Source organism: Amygdalobacter indicium (genome assembly GCF_029101545.1).
Taxonomy (GTDB): domain Bacteria; phylum Bacillota; class Clostridia; order Saccharofermentanales; family Fastidiosipilaceae; genus Amygdalobacter; species Amygdalobacter indicium.
The window spans coordinates 1290582-1310767 of sequence record NZ_CP118866.1; the positions used below are offsets into that span (position 1 = coordinate 1290582).

Annotated in this window: 14 protein-coding genes; 5 read left to right on the top strand and 9 right to left on the bottom strand. The window is 43.9% G+C overall.

Features of this window, described 5'->3' with window-relative positions:
* Window positions 1-206 precede the first annotated feature (206 nt).
* The 4 genes from PYS60_RS05455 to PYS60_RS05470 all read right to left on the bottom strand — a co-directional run bounded on the left by PYS60_RS05455 (window position 207) and on the right by PYS60_RS05470 (window position 5042).
* The gene (locus tag PYS60_RS05455; RefSeq protein ID WP_315568299.1) at window positions 207-1946 is read right to left on the bottom strand and encodes a glycoside hydrolase family 13 protein; all 1740 of its coding nucleotides are present in this window, start codon (window positions 1944-1946) and stop codon (window positions 207-209) included.
* 27 nt (window positions 1947-1973) lie between these two features.
* Window positions 1974-2810 carry a sugar ABC transporter permease gene (locus PYS60_RS05460; RefSeq protein WP_315568300.1) on the bottom strand — a complete coding sequence of 279 codons (837 nt, stop codon included), beginning with the start codon at window positions 2808-2810 and terminating at the stop codon, window positions 1974-1976.
* Entirely contained in the window at window positions 2811-3707 is an 897-nt protein-coding gene (locus tag PYS60_RS05465; protein ID WP_315568302.1) for a carbohydrate ABC transporter permease, read from the bottom strand.
* Window positions 3708-3782: 75 nt separating this feature from the next.
* The gene (locus tag PYS60_RS05470) at window positions 3783-5042 is read right to left on the bottom strand and encodes an extracellular solute-binding protein (protein WP_315568304.1); all 1260 of its coding nucleotides are present in this window, start codon (window positions 5040-5042) and stop codon (window positions 3783-3785) included.
* Window positions 5043-5267: 225 nt separating this feature from the next.
* On the opposite strand from PYS60_RS05470, the gene PYS60_RS05475 reads away from it, so the two are divergent.
* On the top strand, window positions 5268-6266 hold the full coding sequence (locus PYS60_RS05475; protein ID WP_315568305.1) for a LacI family DNA-binding transcriptional regulator: 999 nt from the start codon (window positions 5268-5270) through the stop codon (window positions 6264-6266).
* A 143-nt stretch (window positions 6267-6409) separates the two neighbouring features.
* On the top strand, window positions 6410-7963 hold the full coding sequence (locus tag PYS60_RS05480; RefSeq protein WP_315568306.1) for an ABC-F family ATP-binding cassette domain-containing protein: 1554 nt from the start codon (window positions 6410-6412) through the stop codon (window positions 7961-7963).
* 100 nt (window positions 7964-8063) lie between these two features.
* On the opposite strand, the gene PYS60_RS05485 is transcribed toward PYS60_RS05480, so the two are convergent.
* Complete coding sequence (locus PYS60_RS05485) at window positions 8064-10436, bottom strand: hypothetical protein (protein ID WP_315568308.1); 2373 nt, start codon at window positions 10434-10436, stop codon at window positions 8064-8066.
* A gap of 270 nt (window positions 10437-10706) precedes the next feature.
* Here PYS60_RS05485 and PYS60_RS05490 point away from each other — a divergent pair, with 270 nt between their 5' ends.
* The 3 genes from PYS60_RS05490 (at window position 10707) to PYS60_RS05500 (ending at window position 14254) form a co-directional block, all read left to right on the top strand.
* Window positions 10707-11903, top strand: coding sequence for an MFS transporter (locus tag PYS60_RS05490; RefSeq protein ID WP_315568309.1), 1197 nt, complete (start codon window positions 10707-10709; stop codon window positions 11901-11903).
* 74 nt (window positions 11904-11977) lie between these two features.
* Window positions 11978-13288, top strand: coding sequence for a ClC family H(+)/Cl(-) exchange transporter (locus PYS60_RS05495; protein WP_315568311.1), 1311 nt, complete (start codon window positions 11978-11980; stop codon window positions 13286-13288).
* Window positions 13289-13345: 57 nt separating this feature from the next.
* Window positions 13346-14254, top strand: coding sequence for an ROK family protein (locus PYS60_RS05500; RefSeq protein ID WP_315568313.1), 909 nt, complete (start codon window positions 13346-13348; stop codon window positions 14252-14254).
* 210 nt (window positions 14255-14464) lie between these two features.
* Here PYS60_RS05500 and PYS60_RS05505 read toward each other — a convergent pair whose 3' ends face one another.
* The 4 genes from PYS60_RS05505 to PYS60_RS05520 all read right to left on the bottom strand — a co-directional run bounded on the left by PYS60_RS05505 (window position 14465) and on the right by PYS60_RS05520 (window position 20008).
* A complete protein-coding gene (locus PYS60_RS05505) occupies window positions 14465-16207 on the bottom strand; it encodes an ABC transporter permease (RefSeq protein ID WP_315568314.1) in 1743 nt (580 codons plus the stop codon).
* Window positions 16204-17232: an ABC transporter ATP-binding protein gene (locus PYS60_RS05510; RefSeq protein ID WP_315568316.1), complete on the bottom strand. Its 1029-nt coding sequence runs from the start codon at window positions 17230-17232 to the stop codon at window positions 16204-16206. Before PYS60_RS05510 ends, PYS60_RS05505 begins: the two co-directional genes overlap by 4 nt.
* Window positions 17233-17291: 59 nt before the next feature.
* Window positions 17292-18380, bottom strand: a complete 1089-nt coding sequence (locus tag PYS60_RS05515; protein WP_315568318.1) for an extracellular solute-binding protein — start codon at window positions 18378-18380, stop codon at window positions 17292-17294.
* Window positions 18381-18601: 221 nt separating this feature from the next.
* Window positions 18602-20008, bottom strand: a complete 1407-nt coding sequence (locus PYS60_RS05520; RefSeq protein ID WP_315568320.1) for an extracellular solute-binding protein — start codon at window positions 20006-20008, stop codon at window positions 18602-18604.
* Window positions 20009-20186 lie beyond the last annotated feature (178 nt).

Here is a 20186-nt window from a genome sequence, read left to right on the forward strand (position 1 = left end):
GGCTGTCAACAGTTATTTACCGGCTGCAAAGCGTTTAGCGACGAGTAAGGAAAAGCCGCTTCCGAGAAGCGGCTTGATTTTACCAGCTGCATTGATATATGCGTTCTCCCTGCAAACTATTATTTTTCGCAGAAATAGGCCGTATCATTAAATTTAATACTAGCAATCCAAGTCCTAAGCTGACTAGCAGTTTTGAAATTTTTCCTTTATTCATCTTCTTCAATCTCCCAAATTGCATAAGCATATGGCATCATCGTATGTTCGTCCTGATTGTAACCGTAGCTGAATATCGGTGTTTCAGAGGGTAAATTGACAAATTGTTCATTCACACAAGCTGATACATTAAGAGCTACAACTACTTTTTTTCTCCCCCTTGCCCGAGCGAAAACAAAATTACCGGCCGGAGAATAATCAAGGACCTGAAAACTCCCGCTTACTAAGCATTCATTATTTTGACGAATTCGGATCAAATGCTGAAAAAAGTTCCGATCATCAATTATAGCTTTATCCCACGGCATAGCGCCTCGCCACGAGTATTCATCTTCCCCCTGTACCCCCAATTCGTCACCGTAAAACACACAAGGAACTCCGACAGCCGTAAATAAAAAGACTTCCGCCAAATAAAAACGCTCAGGGCAAATACACAAACTTCTGAAACGGCTGACATCATGACTATCCAACAAATTTAATTGACCTTGAACGATAGGAAAAGGATAACGCCAATTCATTTTTATTAATCTGCTGTTAAATTCGGCCGCATCTATTTTACCGCTTGCGAAAAAGTCACGACAATGTCTGCGAAAATCATAATTCATAGTTGAATCGAACATATCACCTTGCAGCCAGCATGCAGCATCTTCCCAAATTTCGGCAATTAAAACACTGTCAGACTTGGCTTTTTTAGCTACTTTTCGAAATGCTCGCCAAAAGTCCTTATCCAATTCATTAGCAACATCCAAACGCCACCCGTCTACATCAAATTCTTCAATCCAATAACGACAAACATCCAAAAAATAATTACGAACTTCCGGATTGGAACTATTCAATTTCGGCATTTTCGGCTCATAAGCAAAGCAGGAATATTGCGGTTTCTCGCCGCTTTCCGGTCGCCTTACCGGGAACTGCAAATTATAAAACCAGTCTTTATAACGTGAATTTTCACCATTTTTGACAACATCATCAAAAGCGAAAAAATACCAACTGCAATGATTGAAAACACCATCTATAATTATGTGCATTCCTCGTGCATGTACAGCTTGTACAAGTTCTCTAAAATCGGCATCAGTGCCCAGATTAGGAGATACATGATAATAATCAAGCAAGTCATAGCGATGATATTCTGCTGCCGTAAAAATAGGATTCAGATACAAACAGTTAAAACCCAACTCGGTAATATAATCGATATTTGCAATTATTCCTCTTATCGTACCGCCCAAACGGGAATGTAATGTTTGTCCGGTCTTTTGGTCAAAAAAGGATTTAGCTTGACAGCTCAGATTTCTTGCAGAATCGGCAAAACTATCAGGAAATATATTATAAACAACAGCTTTCTTCAACCATGCCGGCACATCGCTTATTTCTTCTCGCCGTATAAAAGGGTACTGATAAAACTCACTGCGCTCAGTCGGTATAGTTTTTGCCATAATGTCCGCATACAAATACAACGTTTCCTTTGCCGATTCCAAGGAAAAATAATAACATACTCGATCATATTCACTATTTATCGTGGTTTCATAATAATCGAAGTAATCATCACTTGCTACTTTTTCCATATTTTGGGGACGAAATCGTACTTGAGGATGCGGGTCAACTCGATCTCCGTAAAATAAAGTACATCTTTTTAAGTTATTTCTTGCTGCCTGCAGTCTGATTGTTAAGCAATATTCTGCCGGTGCATAAGCAAATTCCGATAGCGGTCTATGCCGTACGGCCTGTCTATTAATCATCTTCTTATCCCTTTCATTTTTATTAAATCAGCCTTTAACTCCGCCGCTTGCCAAGCCGGACACTACATGTTTCTGAATATAAAAGAAAACAAACAGAACAGGTATTGAAGTTAAAATTGCAGCAGCTGAAAACAACGGCCAGTTTCTGGAATAATCAGTTGCCTGTAAGGAAAAAAGACCGAGTGCCAAAGTATAATTAGCTTCACCTGTAATAAAAATTGTAGCGAAAATATATTCATTCCAAGCCGTAATAAATACAAGAACTGAGGTAACTATTATATTGGGCATAGCAAGTGGTAAAATAATTTTCTCAATTAACTTTAGATCATTAGCGCCGTCAATCCTTGCCGCTTCTTCCATGTCAATTGATATACTATCGAAATAACCTTTCATGCTCCAAAAAGCAAAAATTGCTATTGTTCCGCAATAAATCAGCACTAAGCCTGTCATTGTATTAATAAGATGCATAATCTTCATCATCCGATAAATGGCAAACATAGAAAGAATTGTCGGGAAAGCATTTAATAACAGCAACAAATTTCCCAGTTGTGTTTTACCTTTAAATTTATAGCGGGAAAAAGAATAAGCAGCCGGAATGGTAATTCCCATCGTCAATATAACTGTTAAAAAACTGAGAGTAATTGAATTTTTCAGCCAGGAAAGGAAAGGCTTATCTTTGATAATTGCAATATAATTCGCAATAGTCAACTGTTTGGGGAATAAACTGAATTCACTGGAAAATAAGCTGTTGGAACCGTTAATTGAAACTGAAAAAGCATATACAATCGGCACTAAGGTAACAACGCACATCAACAGCAGAAAAATATTAACCATCCACAATTTTAAGCGACGATACTTGAACATTTATGCCACCTCCTTCTTTTTATTGGTAATTTTCTGCATTGCAAAATACAGAATTATGATTATTAATGATACTAAGCCTGTAATGGCTGCTGAAAAGCCGTAATTGCTCGTGATAAAGGCTTTGTCATAAACATAAGTAATAATGGTGTTTATGTCTGCTCCTGTCTTGGAACCGGTTTGCATAGTCATCAAATAGACAATATCGAATTGTTTGAAGTTGGTAAAAGCCGTCATAATAATAACCGGAGACAGAATCGGTAAAATAATCGGTGCAGTAATAGAGAAATGCATTTTCCAAAAACTTGCCCCGTCAAGTTTAGCTCCCTCGTAAATGCTGCGATCGACACTTTGAATCGCTGCATCAATCATCGTAAACATATACGGTAAGCCCAACCATAAATTAACAACTAAACAACTTATAAAAGCATTAGTATTACTCGATAAGAAATTTATCGGCGGTAATCCGAACGCTTTGACAATTTGATTAAGGAAGCCGAATTCAGTATTGAACATACCCATTCGCCAGAGCAGAATAGAAACATAACCGGGCATTGCCCAGGGAAAAATCAACAAAGTTTTATAAACACGTTTTAAGTTCAAGCCTTCCGCATTCAGAGCTAAAGCAATCATAAAGCCCAAGAACAGCATCAAAGCAAGATTCAAAGCTGTCCACAATAAAGTCCGCAATACAGCCGGCACAAATCCCGAGTCCAGCTTGAATAAGGCTTTAGCATAATTTGCGCCTCCGACAAAGTGAAAATTCTGCCAATGATAAACGCTCATATTGGTGAAAGAAATATATATTGTATAAGCAAGCGGGAAAACAACCAACAATAAAATAAAAACCAGAAAGGGCAGCTGATGTATCCATGGCTTAAATTTATTTATCTTCTGCATTTTTACCTCCACTATACATTAACCTTTTAAAAACCGACAAGTATAAAAGGGGACTATACTTGTCGGTCCGATTAATTACTTCATATTTGCAATTTGCTCTGTTGCCTGTTTTTGATATTTTTCACAAGAACCGGCTACATCCTTTCCGTTTTTGTTGATTTCAGCCAACAAACCGTCTGTTGCTCCCCACATTACATCCATTTCCGGGATATTAGGCATAGGAACTAAGGTCTTGGCCATTTCACGTAAAGTGGAAATCATCTCATTTTTGCCAACTTCTGCATCTTTATAAGCTTGACTGTTTGCCGGCGCACAGTTGGCAACTTTGGCCAAGGCAATACCGACTTCCGGATTAATCGCTGCTGCCAAAACTTCTTTAACTGCTGCCGTTTTATTTTCGGCCGCCTGTTTTACAACCTGTAAGCCTTGAACACCCGAGAACGGTTTCAAAGGTTCGCCGTTAGGTAATTTCGGCATCGGCGCTATACCGTAATTCAATTTAGCGGCTTTTAATCCCGGAATCAGCCAAGGTCCGCCGATGATACTTGCCGATTTACCCTCTGTAAACAAAGTAGTCACGGTATTATACTCGCCGTCTGCAGGCATATATTTCACGAATTGTTTGTGATATTCCAAGGCTTTTTGTGTCTCAGGTAAATTTAATCCCGGTTTCTTTTCCGAATTTATCATATATCCGCCGAAACCGTGTAACCACGGGGCAATACAGTAAGATGTCGAGTGTTGTTCAACAAATACATATTTATTGTCTTTAGTTTCCGCTTTTGCTGCGGCCAATAATTCATCTGTCGTCTTAGGCGGATTTTTCATCAGATCTTTATTATAGATAAAGAGCAAAGATTCAAAATACAGCGGCAATTGATATTTTTCCTTTTTGTATGTACCGGCTGCTAAGGTCATAGGAATTAAGTCTTTCATTTGATCGTCACTTATCAGCTTATTCACCGGTTCAATAATACCCATTTCCGCAAAAACACCGACTTTATCATGGGCCCATAAGAACATATCGGGCGCCGACTTGGGATCATTGCTGACTAATTTCAATGAATCGGATAAATTTTCTTTACGTTCCAATTTCACCTTTGTATTTTTCAACAATGAATTAAGCTTCTTTTCTAAAGTGTCTGCAATTGAAGCATCTGCTGAATGCCATACTGTAATCGTCGTTTTTTCAGCTTTTGCAGGCTCGGACTTTCCCGCCGCAGTAGATTTAACCGGCTTTTTCCCCGAATCATTTTTTTCTTCCTGTTTCGCACAGGATGTTAAGCCGCCCAAAGTTAATGCGGCTACCACAAATAAACTTAAAAGTTTTTTCATTCTGCACCTCTTCTAACTGCATAAATTAAGAAAACGTTTTTCATCAGCTAATTTCGCTCTATTTACGCAATTATGCCAACAATCACTTAACAACTTTTAATTTATGCAATATAATTATCTATACATTCATCTTAGAAAATCGGTACAAATTATGCAATATAACAACATGCACAATTTATAAAAACGTTTTCCGAATAAAAGATAATAGAAATGGCGGTTTTTCGTATGACAATAAAAGATATTGCGCAATTGGCAGGGGTATCTATTTCTACGGTCAGCAAAGTATTGAATAACAAACTATATGTTGCTCCGCAAACTCGTCGGCATGTGCAGGATGTAATTAAAAGATATAACTATCAGGCTAATTCTACTGCCAGAAATTTAGCTCAAAGCAAAACACATGACATAGCTTATTTAGACAAATTTATCCGTAATATTCCTTTTGAAAATCCGCATATGTTCAACATTCTGCTCGGCGCTGAAAACAAGCTGCAAAATAAAAATTATCGTATTTCTTTGGTAAATTTGGCAAGCAAGAAGACTGTCAATCAAATTTTGGAAGCCCAATTAGCAATTAAACAATTTGACGGTATATTAATTAATAGTGCCTGTATGAACCCGAAAATCGAAAAAATTATTTTACGTTATGATTTGCCGGCTGTCTGTATAGGCAAACTGGAATTTGACAGTATGCTGTCATGGATAGATACCAATCATCGCCACAGTGTAGCCAAGGCTGTTAATTTTCTCAAGCACAAAGGTTATCACGCCTTATGCTTCATGGGCGGAATGCTTGGCGATAAAATCAGCGATGAACGTATTCAAGGCTTCAAGCAGGCTTTGCTGCAATATAATGATAATAAGTCCAGCCAAATTATTTATAATAAGCCGAATGTACAGAGCATTTACTCTTGCACTATGCAATTAATGCAAAGTCGGAAAAAGCCCGATGCAATTGTTTGCAACAACAGCTTAATTGCCTATGCCGTAATCACTTGTCTCAATGATTTGAAGCTTACGATGCCGAATGATGTTGCCGTTTTGACTTTTGATGACTATCCATATTCACAATTAATTGTCCCGACCCCGAGTGTAATAGAAATTGATTTGTACGAATTAGGGAAACAAGCAGCCTCCATGCTGATTCATAAAATCAAAAATCCCGCGCAATTATTGCAGACATATACTACTCTTCCACAAATTATCGAGCGTGGTACTACTTAAGCCTCCCCCTCCCGCTCCCGCGCTTAATGCAAAAATCACTGCAGGATGTTAATATTACTAATTATTTGCAGCCGCTTGGCGTGCGTGCGCCGGCAAGTCAGCAATAGCAGCAGCAAGAGCAACAAGTATACAAGAGGTAATTTATGAGCATTTTACAAGTCAGCGATGTCAGCATGTCTTTCGCCGGCAGAACAATATTGGACAACGTATCTTTTCGTCTCCTGAATGGCGAACACGTCGCTTTAGTCGGGGCCAACGGCGAAGGCAAAAGTACCTTTCTCAACATTATTACCGGCCAAGCGCTGCCGGATGCGGGCAAAATCACCTGGTGCAATCGTATTACCAGAGGTTACCTGGACCAATACGCCCTCTTGGACGGAGAACAGACAATTAATGACGTCCTGGCCTCCGCTTTCAGCGATTTTTACGCTCTGGAAAAGGAAATGCTGCACGATTATGAGCTGATGGCGGAAACTTCCGGAGCGGAATTGGAGCGGCTTTTACAAGATGTCGGCGAAATTCAGGAAACTTTGGAACATAGCGGCTTTTATACGCTTGATGCTAAAATTAAAGAGGTGGCTAACGGTTTGGGGCTCAGCAGCTTGGGGCTTGAGCACAAAATTGCCGAATTAAGCGGCGGGCAGCGGACCAAAGTTCTTCTGGCCAAATTGTTGCTGCAAAATCCTAAGATTCTGATTTTGGACGAGCCGACCAACTTCCTGGATGAGGAACATGTCGCCTGGTTGACTTCTTTTTTGCAGAATTATCCGCATGCTTTTATTCTTGTTTCCCATGATGTCCCCTTTCTCAACGCTGTCGTCAATGTTATTTATCACGTCAATCAGGGGCAATTTAAGCGCTATGTCGGCGACTATGATAATTTTCTGCGTCTTTCGGCGCTGGAGCAGGCGAAGCAGGAGCAGGCGTATGTCCGCCAGCAAAAGGAAATCAGTCAGCTGAAAGATTTTATAGCTCGCAATAAAGCGCGAATTTCTACCCGCAATATGGCGCAATCGCGGCAGAAGAAGTTGGATAAGATGGCTTTGGTGGATAAACCGAAAGAGCAAATTAAGCCGGTGTTTAATTTTCAGTCGGCCCGAACGCCGGGAAAAGTTGTGCTTAAGTTGCAGGATTTGGTTATCGGCTATACCACGCCGCTGACTAAGCCTTTGAATTTACAAATTGAGCGGAATGAGAAGATTGCTGTTAAAGGGACTAACGGTCTGGGGAAGACGACACTTTTGCGCACGCTGGCCGGGGACCTTGCGCCTTTGAGCGGAACGGTGGAAATGGACCAGTTCTGTCAGCCGGGTTTTTTCGCGCAGGAAGATAACGGGAACGAAAACAGTGCTTTGGACGAGCTTTGGGCCGTTTATCCGCACGCTTCCAATCAGGAGGTGCGCGGGATGCTGGCCGCCTGCGGTTTGACGAAAAATCATATTGAAACGATGATGTTCGCTTTAAGCGGCGGGGAAAAGGCGAAGGTGCGGTTGGCGAAGATTATGTATCGGCCGTTTAATTTGTTGTTTCTGGATGAGCCGACCAATCATTTGGATGTGGCGGCGAAAGAGGAGCTCAAGCGGGCTTTGCAGGCTTATAAGGGGACGGTGATTCTGGTGTCGCACGAGCCTGAGTTTTATAACGATATTGTTTCTAAGGTTTGGAATATCGAGGATTATACGACTAAGATTGTTTAAGTAATTTGAAGGCTTTGAGGGCAAGGGCGGCCGGCCCTCGTTTCGAGGGCTTGGTTATCCGGCGGCTTTTTCTGCTGTGTTCCTCATTGCCTTTGTTTCTTTATTTTTTCGCTAAGCTGCGGCCTGTAAGTATCACGCTCAAGGCGCCCGCCAATATTAAGTAGGCACTTAAAGTCGAGCTTGTTTCCGGTTTGTTGCCGACCGGGATATTAGGAAGGACCTGAATTTCAGCCTTTTGGGTTAATACGCCGGAGCTGCCGTCTGCATATTCTGCCGTGCCGCTTATTGTCAGATAAACGTAATATTCTTCTTTGCCGTCGACTTTCTTCTTCGTTACCTTGCTGTCATCGCATTGGATCGTGCCGCTGATAGTAGCTACAGGCTGTGTTAATACTTGTAAAAGCGGTGAGCCGTTGAAGCCTACGGCTAACGGGAAAAAGTGCAGCCAAGCGCTGTTAAGCAAGTTGTTGCCGGCTGCAAGCAGTTTAAGCCCCTGCGGTAACTGCTGCTCGAGTGCTGCCTTATCCAGGTGGAAACGCTGCAATTTTTTATTGTCGGCATAAATAAAGTTGATGTTAATTTTTTCAATCGGCGCATTCTCGCATACGACTTGTTTCTGCGGGGAAACCATTAATTCATTAATTTTAATAGGTAGACGATATTCCTGAAATAAGGACGTAGGTGTGGAGCTGATCGCCTTAGTCGGCACGGCCTCTAAGGGGAAATTATCGGGTAAGCCGCACTTTCGCTTGATTTCCGCCACTTTGGCGCGAATCGCCTCATCCACCTGATATTTAACAATTTTCATGTAATCGGCGGAAGCCGGTTGATTTTGGTCGCAAGCTCCTGTTGCCGTGATGCGGGAATCGTATATTGCCGGCAGTTCCAGTTCTTCTTTTTGGTCCAAGTAAGATATGGTGATTTTTTTGTAATACTTGGAATTCTTTTTGATTTTAAGGAGCTCAGGGTTGTCCGTTACGACCAGACTGCTCAGGCTATAGCCTTTTTCGGCATCTTTTTTCTTTACGCCGAAGAGCTGATCCGGACTGCGGAACTCAGAACGCTGATTAAATAAAAGGGAATTTACTGTCTTTATTTTTTTCTTTCCGGTCCTACTACCCACCCATTCATAAGTTTTTTCATGTTCCCAGTTATTAGCTATTAAAACGCCCTTAAAGTCTTTAAAAGCCCGCCCTACAAAGCAACTAGAGAATAATTTACCGCTTTTATAAAACAACTTCTTATTGCTGAAATTAAGCACGAAATCATCCGTGCCCGCACCTTCAAACATACCGGCCATTGCTCTAATATATTTATCAGTTCCTGCCTGAAAATTGCTGAAATCCGCATAGCCGGTAAGAGCTTTCATATACTTAAAAGCCTCCCACATTGATAAATTTTTTGAACACTTTAATTTTGCCAGGGGGCTGATATCTTTAATATTTTTACTATTCGGCAAAAAAGAATCTAAATTGCTTAAGAATTTTGCATTAACATCAGCAATATTTCCTAGAGACGCTAAGGTAGAACCTCCTCCTTTAACTTTGTAACGGTCTTTAATAAAGTGTCCGTATTTTGGTATTTCTAGATCTATCATAACAGGTATTTCATCTATAGAATGCATGTAGCCAGTAGGATTGCAATTTAAAAAATTAAATTTAAATCCTTGATCCGCATATGGCGTAAGCATCCCGTAAAAATAAATTCTTTTTTCAAATTTAAGCGTATAACCTTCTGTAGAGCTAATGACTTCCAACATAGCCATCGCGTCATTTAAAACCTTTTGGCAAAATTTATCAGTAAAATCACCTGGAGATATACCACTCGAATAAGGGCTAGGAAATGAAGTAATAACCCCCTCTTTCGCCCCGTTCTTCGGCCGAATAATTATCTGCTTGTGCTCATGATCGGCTATGGCCTCACAGCCGGCCATCTGCATCACAGCTTCCTCATCAAGCTTCTCCCGCCACGGCGGCAAATCATCATCCGCTAAAGCCGCCCCGGCAGCTTGGACCTTCGAGGGCACCTTTACCTTAGCCTCACTCGAATCGTTCTTTTTTTCTTCATTGGCTACAGGCGGAGCGGCAACACTTGGCTGCTGTGCTTCCGGCTTTTTCTGCTCTGCCTCAGGCGACACAGCTTGCTTCGGTTCTTGGCTAAGCCCTGCCTCTGCTTTAGGCCCGGCCGGTGATGGTGGCACACTCGGCTGCTTATTATCGTCACTAGGCACAGCAGGCGGCGCACTTGGCTGCTTATTATCGTCACTTGGCACAGGAGGCGGCGTACTTGTCTGCTTACCACCATTCGCACCCGGCTGCTTGTTATCAGCACTTGGCCCAACCTGCGGCACAACCGCCGGCGGCGCAGGAGCCGGAGCGACAGAAGAAGCGGCCATAACCGTTTTTAACGGGAAAAACAACGAAAGAACAAAAAGTAAGCTTAAAGAAACAGCCAACGCACGCCTAATAAACATCAGCATCCGCTCCTTTGTAATTATTAAATTTGTTACATATACGACCATTCTATCTTTGCAAGCAGTTTATTTATTAACAAATTGTAAAAGTGTGATATAAATGGAGCCAAGCCGGAACCGAAATACAATTTTTCAGCAAGTTGCACTTATTTCCCCGCTCGCCCGCTAAAGCGGCGCCGGAAACAGCATCTCGCCCAAGGGCACGGCCGCCTGCTGCAATTCTGCTATAATTCTGCTGTAAAGAACAGGAAAGTGGGAAATTCAGTCGATATGGCTTTTATTCTCTTATTCATCATCTATCTGGCCTTCATCAGCCTTGGTCTACCCGATGCCTTATTAGGCGCAGCCTGGCCTTTAATGTACAAAGAATTTGCCGTCCCTGTATCTTATGCCGGCATAATCGCCATGATTATCTCCGCCTGCACAATCATTTCCAGTTTTCAAAGCGACCGCTTAACCCGGAAATTCGGCACCGGTAAAATCACGACAATAAGTGTATTCCTGACAGCCGTTGCTCTTTTCGGTTTCGGCTTGAGCCACAATTACTATCTGCTTGCCCTCTTCGCTTTACCTTACGGCTTAGGTGCCGGCAGCGTGGACGCCTCTTTGAACAACTATGTCGCCTTACACTACCGCAGCTCCCATATGAGCTGGCTGCACTGCATGTGGGGCGTCGGGGCCTCTTTGGGACCGTATATACTGGGTTTTGCTTTGCATAAAAACTTACCTTGGAACGACGGCTATCTTATCGTCGGCTCTATCCAGACACTGCTTTGCCTTTGCCTCCTTTTGACCTTACCTTTATGGAAAAAACACGCATCCGGGCAAACTGCCTGTAAGCAGCCTAGCACTTCCGCCGCCTGCTCTCGGACTTTCGGCTTCAAAGATTTGTGGCGTTTACCCGGCGCCAAGGCAGTTTTACTGACGTTCTTCTGTTACAGTGCCCTGGAGCATTCCGCCGCCTTGTGGGGCAGCAGCTATCTGGTCTTACATTGCCAACTTGACGCCGCTTTAGCCGCGCAATACGCTAACAGATTTTTCCTCGGCATCACTTGCGGCCGGCTTATAAGCGGCTTCATCGCCTTCAAACTGAAAGATGCGTCGTTGATTCGTTGGGGACAGGGGCTGATTGCCGTCGCTCTTGTCATTCTGGCAACAACAAATAACGGCCAAATCGCCTTAATCGGCTTGACTATTCTCGGCTTCGGCTGCGCTCCGATTTACCCTTCTGTAATTCACTCTACCCCGGCCAATTTCGGCGCGGACAAATCCCAGGCGCTTATCGGTATCCAGATGGGCTGCGCCTATATCGGCAGTACTTTGATGCCTCCGCTTTTCGGCTTAATTGCCAATTATTGCACAAGCAAAGTTTTCCCTTATTTTCTCGCTTTCTTCCTGCTGATCATGGTCTTGGCGCATGAATCGGCACTGCTGCAAGTCAAGCACAAGTTACCTGTAAAACATTGACAAATAAATTATAATGAATATGTATTTTGTGCCCGGGAACGTCATTTCCGGGTATTCTGTTGCGGAGAATGACAATGAAACTTATGAAACAAGATGAAATACTCACATGGGGCGAATTGTGTTTGTTCGCTTTAACCGGTATCCTCACCGGCCTGATAATAACTGCTTACAAATCGGGCTTGAAAATTTTAAGCGGCCTAATGCGACAACTTTTGACTTTTACGCAGAACAATCCTTTATATTCCTGGCTCTTTGTCTTAGCCTTGCTACTTATCGGCTTAATTGTCTACATGTTGACCTTACATGACCCTGACAGCTTAGGCTCGGGCATCCCCGTCCTTTACGCCTTAATTGACCGCAAAAAAAAGAACAAATGGCAACGCACCCTGCCGCTGCGCTTTATCACCAGTTTACTGACTGTCGGCTCCGGTTTAACTTTGGGACGTGAAGGCCCTTCAGTGCAAATGGGCGGCCTGGTCGGGCAAGGCGTCCGCGAACTTTATGCCAAAGAAGCCGAACCGCGTTATTTCATAGGGGCAGGAGCAGGGGCCGCTTTGGCCGTCGCTTTCAACGCGCCTTTCGCCGGTATTTGTTTCAGCTTGGAAGAAATGATTAAACGCTTCAACAAAAAAGCTGTTTGCGGCAGTATCGTCACCGTGTTCTTCGCCGTCATCGCCTCCGACTGTCTGCTGCCGAATGTGCCGCTGCTGCAAGCTGTGCCGAAATTTCAGCTTTTGAGTTTGCGGCAATATTTCATCGTCGCTCTCATCGGTATTTTGGCCGGGCTTTCAGGTTGCCTGTTCAACTTCTTGATTCTTAACAGCAATTTCCTTTATCGCTACCTGCCCCGGCAATTCGTCCTGCCTTTCACCTTAATCGCTCTCCTGATTCTTTGCGACCCGCGGCTGTTCGGCGTCGGCGAGAATATGTTGGAATATTCGTTAAAAGAAAATGTCGGCTTGACAACTTTAATCTACTTTTACCTCATGAAACTGCTGCTTTTGGCCTTGGCTTTCGGCATTAACGTCCCCGGTGGCACCCTGGTTCCACTCTTGGTCAGCGGCGCCCTTTTAGGAAACATTTACGGCACTTTACTGGCAAACTTGGGGCAGATTGACAACAGCATGATTTTTTTCTTCGTCCTTTTAGGCATGTGCGGACACTTTGCCGCCATCGTCAGAACACCTTTAACAGCGATTATTCTGGTTTGGGAAATCAGCGGCGGGGCTTTGGCTTATATGCTCTGTCTGGTTTTAGTCAGTCTTTTGGCTTACATGACAGCGGAATTTCTCCGTGTCCCGCCTTTCTATGAATATCTTTATGACAAAATGCTGCAGTCTTTGCCGGCAAAAGGTGAAGCTCCCGCATCGACGCTTAAATCTTGATTTTTATGCTAAAATGACGCTGTAAAGGCTCATTTCAGCTTTCACGGAGGTACTACTATGTACGGATTAATTGAAGCCGGCGGCACAAAGTTCGTTTTGGCGCAGGCGGATGCGCAAGGAAATTTACACAATATTACAACTATACCGACTCAAACGCCGGATTTGACTTTGCCGCAAATTTATAATTATTTTCGTAAGGTTAAATTGCACGGTCTGAGTTTGGCCTGCTTCGGACCTTTGGAATTGAATCGTGATTTGCCGACTTACGGCTATATAACCGACACCCCGAAAGTTGCCTGGCGCAATTGTCCGATTGTGCCGAACTTGGCCGAACAGCTGCCGATTGACAGTTTGATTTTCGATACGGATGTGAATTTCGCCGCTTTAGGTGAATATTATTTCGGTCGCGGTGAAGGTTCCCGCTCGACCTTATATTTAACGGTAGGCACCGGGGTTGGCGGCGGTTTTGTGCAGGACGGCAACATCTTCAAAGGTGTAAGTCATCCGGAGATGGGGCATGTTTTGGTTAAACCTTGTCCGGGCGACGATTTTGCCGGCTGCTGTCCCTATCATCACAACTGTTTGGAAGGGATGGCCTCAGGTCCGGCTATTATGCACCGTTACGGCTGTCAGGCGACGGAGCTGGGAACCAATCATGTCGTTTGGTCCTATATCGCCGATTATTTGGCGCAGGCACTGCTGACGTACACTGTTGTTTTGCGCCCGGAAAGAATTTGTCTGGGCGGCGGCGTCATGCAAAATCCCGCGCTTTTGCCTCAAGTGCAGGAGCGTTTCACGGCCTATGCCGGCAATTATCTGCCGTTGCCGCCGGCAGCAACATATATCACCTTACCGAAGTTAAACGGTCGTTCCGCCCTTTATGGTTGTTTAGCGGGCCTTTTGCCGGCTGAGAAAATCAGCAATTTACAGGCACAATTGGCCAAAGCTGCCAAAGCGAACGAATAATTATCCGGCTCCGGTAGGTGTCGCTTGCGCTGTTTCCGGCTGTTATCGCCGGCCGTTGTCACTTGCTACGGCACCTGATTGCCCGTACTGAACAGTAGCAATTGGCCGTCTCGCTTCTAAAAAAAAGAACCGCCTTCTCCTGCACTTGCTTGAGAAAAGCGGTTTTAATTTTACATCGCATCTTACATCGCAGCCGAATGCGGCCAGCCTCTAAAACTCCGTTACGCCGCCTTTTTGCAGCTGTTTCTTCGAACCTCGTCCGTATACAAGATAGAGAATAATCACGTTAAAAACCACCAAAATAACGGAATACACAAGGTTTATCGCTCTGGCATCAACCGTCGCTGCCGGATCGGAATTGGAACGAATCAAAATACCGATAGTCTCCTGATTAGGCTGATACAGGAAAGTCGACATATTATACTCGGCCAAATTCAAAGTAAAATTCAAAGCAATCAAAGCCAGAACCACCGGCATCAACGCCGGCAGAATAATCCGCCTGAAAGTCCGAAAACTCGAAGCTCCCAAATTTCGGGACGCATCTTCCAAATTATGATCGAAAGAATAATAAGCACTCTTCAAATAACGCAACGTTTTCGGCAACAAAATCACTAAATAAGCAACCGGCACAATCCACTGCTGCCCCACAACCATTTGCCCCAAAAGCAGCGGGCTGGCATGGTCATAAGCCAAAATATAGCCTAAAGCAATCATAATCGTCGGCACCAGCCACGGAATATAATAAATATACTCAATTGTCTGCGCAAAAGCATTCTGCTTCTGTCTCATAATCCAGCGCACCAACAACAGCATAAACAAAACCGACGCCACCGCCGCAATACCGGCATAACAAATACTCCGCAACAACGGCACATAACCTTTAACATCACTTAAAATCTTAATATAGTGCGCCAACGTAAAGTGCGCAAAAGAAAACTTCTGCTCCGCAATCGCTTTAGTATCCTGGAAAGAAAAGAGCACGACGAAAAACATCGGCATCGTATAAATAGCGAACAAAATCCAAGCAATCACATTAGTCAAAACCCTTAAATAAGGATTGTTGATTTTCTGTTTCACCAAGCGCGTCTTCGTCTTGGCCGTCGATAAATAATTGCCCTTCCGCTCATTCAAAGTCAACGAAAAAAGCAGAATCATCTGCGAAACACCCAAAATCACGGACAACAACGCAGCAATATCGCGCGACGCCGGCCGCCCCGAAAAAGTCAAAATCATCGGTGCAATCGTCTGAAACTCTTTCCCGCCGACCATCAACGGCGCCGAAAAAGCACCCAGACCGATAGCAAACGTCATAACAATCAAAGTCAAAAACACCGGCTTCAGCGTCGGCAAAACCACCTGCCGCAAAATCTTCCACTGACCGGCCCCCAAATTCTTGGCCGCATCAATTGTATTATTATCCACTTCCCTAATTGCACTTGAAAGAAAAATCAAATGATTGGAAGTAAAAGAAAATGTCATCACCAACAAAACCGCCGGGAAACCGACGAACCAACCGCGATTCAAAGACGGAAACAGACGCGCCAAATAAGTGGTAATCACGCCTTCCTGCCCGTAAAGATTAATCCAACCGTTAGCAATCAACAAACCGGAAAAAGCCAAAGTCGAAATATAACCCAAGCGCAAAATTTTCGCGCCTTTCAAATCGAAATACTCCGTAATCAGAACCAAAAACGTCCCGACGAAATTAACCGTAAAAGTAAGAACAACAGCCAAAACAAACGAATTTTCAATCGACTTCAAAGCCCTTTGCGAAGTCATAATCTTGCCGAACGCCCGCCAGGAAAACTGACCGTTAACATAAAACGTCTGCACCAGAACGCCCCACAAAGGATAAATCATAAAAGCAACAGCAAACCAAATAACGGCAATTAAAAAAATTGCTTGCCCCAACTGCCGACGTTTACCTTGGATAATGTCGCTCATGCCGCTCATTGCTTCTTCTCCTCATACTCCAAAATATGCTCGAGATTAATATACACTTCAATCCGATCCTGAACCTTAAAACTGAAATTACCGTCTTTTTTATTAATCATCTTCAACTTTTGCCCGTAAACATCAAGATAAACCGTACTGAACGTCCCCTGATAAACTTCCGCCAGCACCACAGCCGGCAACTTAACACACTTCTTCCCGTCAGGCAGCTGATAAACTTTAATTTTCTCCGGGCGAATATAATGCCGCTTACTCAAATCGAACTTCGATCCGCTTTGCTCATTAATCTTCTCCATCAGCGCCGGCGGCAAAAGATTGGAATCACCGATAAACGTACAAACAAACTCGGTAGCCGAATGATCATAAATCTCCTCCGGCGTCCCCACCTGCTCAATAAACCCGTTATTAAAAACAGCAATATGATCCGACAGCTCCAACGCCTCTTCCTGATCGTGCGTCACATATATAGCCGTCATCCCCGCTTCCCGCTGAATAGCCTTAAGCTCCGAGCGCAACTGCTTCCGCAACTTCGCATCCAAATTCGACAAAGGCTCATCAAAAAGCACCACCGACGGCTTACGCGCCAAAGCCCGGGCAATCGCCACCCTTTGCTGCTGCCCGCCGGAAAGCTCCGAAACATTGCGTTTCAACTGATTTTCCGCCAAATCAACCAGCGTCGCCAACTCCAGCACCCGCTCATTAATCTTACTTTTGGGCATCTTATCAACAGTCAAACCGTAAGCAATATTGTCAAAAACCGTCATCGTCGGAAACAACGCATACGACTGAAAAACCATGCCTAAGCCGCGTCTCTCAACCGGAACACCCGTAATATCCTCATCATTAATAAAAATCCGGCCGTTACTCGGATTAATAAAACCGGCAATCGCCCTCAAAGTAGTTGTTTTACCACAGCCTGACGGTCCGAGAAAAGTAAAAAATTCGCCCTTATTCACCGTGATATTCAAATTGTCGACGGCGACAAACTGACCGTAATTAATGCGCAGATCCTTAATTTTCAACATAATTGCACCTTATTAAAACAAAGGGGAAGAAAATTCTTCCCCGTTTTGGTCTTACTGAATTACTTCAAAATTTCCAATTCAACCTTTTCGACCCATTCATCAATGTGTTGATTGATGAACTTCCAGTCAACTTTCATCGGCTTGGTAGCCTTCATAATCTCCTGCAATCTCGGATCGGCAGCTTCCTGCGCCTTCGGATTGACCGGGAAAGTACCGAACTTCGCCGTCCACTCTTTCTGAGCCTCAGCACTGCCGAACCAGTCAACAAACTGCTTGGCCTTGCTGTAATCATGATCCTTACCTTTATTGACGATACCGATTTGCTCACAAACCGAGAAAACGCCCTCTTTCGGATTAATAGGAACAGCCTTGAAATCGAACTTTTTCTCCGATTTCGGTACAGCAGTGGAGAAGAAATACATGATGGGCACCTTACCCGTTGCAAAGTTCTTCACATAATCCTCACCCTTAGGCGGCATATAACCGTGCTCGTAGAACTTCTTCAACTGATTCCAGCCCTCATCGGAAATACCGTTCTTGCTCTTATCATCACGATACTTCAAAAGAATACTCATCGCAGCCTTCTGATCCGTACCGCCGCTGATAGCCTGCGACAGACGATATTTTTTCACGAACTTTTCATTGTTAATCAAATCATCCCAGTCCTTGGGCGCATCCTTGATATATTTCGGATTATACATTAAATAAATACGCACTTCCAAAACCGGCGAGAACAAGCCGTTACCCTGAACATATTCTTTCGGAATATCTTTCAACCACTTCGGCTCATATTTTTCCAACAGTCCCTGGTCGGCCAACTTGGTGAAATAACCTTCATCCATACCCAGAGCAATATCAGCCTGCGGTGCTTTTTTCTCAGCTACCAGACGATTGTAAACCTCACCGCCGGGAACTTTCACAAACTTCAAATCAATTCCCATCGCCTTAGCTTTTTCTGTCAACCAGGCATCACGGCCGTCCTGTACCGTGTTGGAATAAATGACCAACTCACTCGTCTTGGCCGGTTTTCCGCTATCCTTCTTCTGACTGTCAGCCGGTTTTCCGGTAGCGCTGCTGCAAGCAGTTAAACCGATTGTCAAAGCGCTGAAAGCAGCCAATAACTTGATGGCTTTATTCTTTAACATCATGGCAATTTGTCCTTTCTAAAAACAAACATTCATCTAGTCATAGAAGATTATAACATATGACAAATGTAAAGTGGGGCGCGCAACACATGGTCTTTTTTCCTGTTAACGACGACGCGTTCACAATTTACGACATATAGAGCGACGCGTTCACTTTTTTTCCTTGAGTGCGACGACGCGTTCACAATTTACTGCCTGTAGAGCGACGCGTTCACTTTTTTCGCCTATTTTTTCCTTCGAGCTACAAGTCCGGCAAATAAAATAGTCAGACCGTTGAGTATACCGGGGATTTGCCTCAATTCACCTGTTTTGACTACACGATGTTTCGGCGTCGGTTCTGTTACTGTAGTCGTTACTGTAGGCGCAGGCGAAGTTTCAGTCTGCTTTGGGGTCGGTACAGGATTGGGTGTCGGGGTTGGTGTCGGGTTCGGCTCGGGATTAGGTCCGGGGTTTGGTCCGGGATTGGGTTCAGCATCCGGGCATAAAGTTATAACGGCGGCCGCCTGATCACAAGCATCTTCATCAACACCGTTCAATTTATAAGACATTGCCGGATTCTTTTTAAGTTGGAAGGTTTCTATGTACCAATCGAAAAAGGATTTAGCATAAGGTTTTTGCTTGGCGTCAACATCGGCGCCTATAAGTGTCTTGGAATTAATTTCTTTAGTTACAGCACATTGGGCACAACCTGTAAGTCCATCTTTTGTGTTTTGGGCTAATAACGCTCGGTTAATTGCTGCATCACTGAGTGAATATTTGGGTAAAGCTCCTCTTACCGCTTCGGAATAATCTGTTAACATTTGCGAATCATTGTAGCCGCCTTCCGAATGGTCGATGGAAACTGCATCAGCCTTGAAATCGAACTTTTTCTCCGATTTCGGTACAGCAGTGGAGAAGAAATACATGATGGGCACCTTACCCGTTGCAAAGTTCTTCACATAATCCTCACCCTTAGGCGGCATATAACCGTGCTCGTAGAACTTCTTCAACTGATTCCAGCCCTCATCGGAAATACCGTTCTTGCTCTTATCATCACGATACTTCAAAAGAATACTCATCGCAGCCTTCTGATCCGTACCGCCGCTGATAGCCTGCGACAGACGATATTTTTTCACGAACTTTTCATTGTTAATCAAATCATCCCAGTCCTTGGGCGCATCCTTGATATATTTCGGATTATACATTAAATAAATACGCACTTCCAAAACCGGCGAGAACAAGCCGTTACCCTGAACATATTCTTTCGGAATATCTTTCAACCACTTCGGCTCATATTTTTCCAACAGTCCCTGGTCGGCCAACTTGGTGAAATAACCTTCATCCATACCCAGAGCAATATCAGCCTGCGGTGCTTTTTTCTCAGCTACCAGACGATTGTAAACCTCACCGCCGGGAACTTTCACAAACTTCAAATCAATTCCCATCGCCTTAGCTTTTTCTGTCAACCAGGCATCACGGCCGTCCTGTACCGTGTTGGAATAAATGACCAACTCACTCGTCTTGGCCGGTTTTCCGCTATCCTTCTTCTGACTGTCAGCCGGTTTTCCGGTAGCGCTGCTGCAAGCAGTTAAACCGATTGTCAAAGCGCTGAAAGCAGCCAATAACTTGATGGCTTTATTCTTTAACATCATGGCAATTTGTCCTTTCTAAAAACAAACATTCATCTAGTCATAGAAGATTATAACATATGACAAATGTAAAGTGGGGCGCGCAACACATGGTCTTTTTTCCTGTTAACGACGACGCGTTCACAATTTACGACATATAGAGCGACGCGTTCACTTTTTTTCCTTGAGTGCGACGACGCGT

Coding starts and splice junctions, on each gene's coding strand:
- PYS60_RS05515 (WP_315568318.1), bottom strand. CDS start 18,380: ATGATGTTAAAGAATAAAGCCATCAAGTTATTGGCTGCTTTCAGCGCT.
- PYS60_RS05490 (WP_315568309.1), top strand. CDS start 10,707: ATGGCTTTTATTCTCTTATTCATCATCTATCTGGCCTTCATCAGCCTT.
- PYS60_RS05495 (WP_315568311.1), top strand. CDS start 11,978: ATGAAACTTATGAAACAAGATGAAATACTCACATGGGGCGAATTGTGT.
- PYS60_RS05465 (WP_315568302.1), bottom strand. CDS start 3,707: ATGCAGAAGATAAATAAATTTAAGCCATGGATACATCAGCTGCCCTTT.
- PYS60_RS05455 (WP_315568299.1), bottom strand. CDS start 1,946: ATGATTAATAGACAGGCCGTACGGCATAGACCGCTATCGGAATTTGCT.
- PYS60_RS05500 (WP_315568313.1), top strand. CDS start 13,346: ATGTACGGATTAATTGAAGCCGGCGGCACAAAGTTCGTTTTGGCGCAG.
- PYS60_RS05505 (WP_315568314.1), bottom strand. CDS start 16,207: ATGAGCGGCATGAGCGACATTATCCAAGGTAAACGTCGGCAGTTGGGG.
- PYS60_RS05485 (WP_315568308.1), bottom strand. CDS start 10,436: ATGTTTATTAGGCGTGCGTTGGCTGTTTCTTTAAGCTTACTTTTTGTT.
- PYS60_RS05470 (WP_315568304.1), bottom strand. CDS start 5,042: ATGAAAAAACTTTTAAGTTTATTTGTGGTAGCCGCATTAACTTTGGGC.
- PYS60_RS05460 (WP_315568300.1), bottom strand. CDS start 2,810: ATGTTCAAGTATCGTCGCTTAAAATTGTGGATGGTTAATATTTTTCTG.
- PYS60_RS05480 (WP_315568306.1), top strand. CDS start 6,410: ATGAGCATTTTACAAGTCAGCGATGTCAGCATGTCTTTCGCCGGCAGA.
- PYS60_RS05475 (WP_315568305.1), top strand. CDS start 5,268: ATGACAATAAAAGATATTGCGCAATTGGCAGGGGTATCTATTTCTACG.
- PYS60_RS05520 (WP_315568320.1), bottom strand. CDS start 20,008: ATGATGTTAAAGAATAAAGCCATCAAGTTATTGGCTGCTTTCAGCGCT.
- PYS60_RS05510 (WP_315568316.1), bottom strand. CDS start 17,232: ATGTTGAAAATTAAGGATCTGCGCATTAATTACGGTCAGTTTGTCGCC.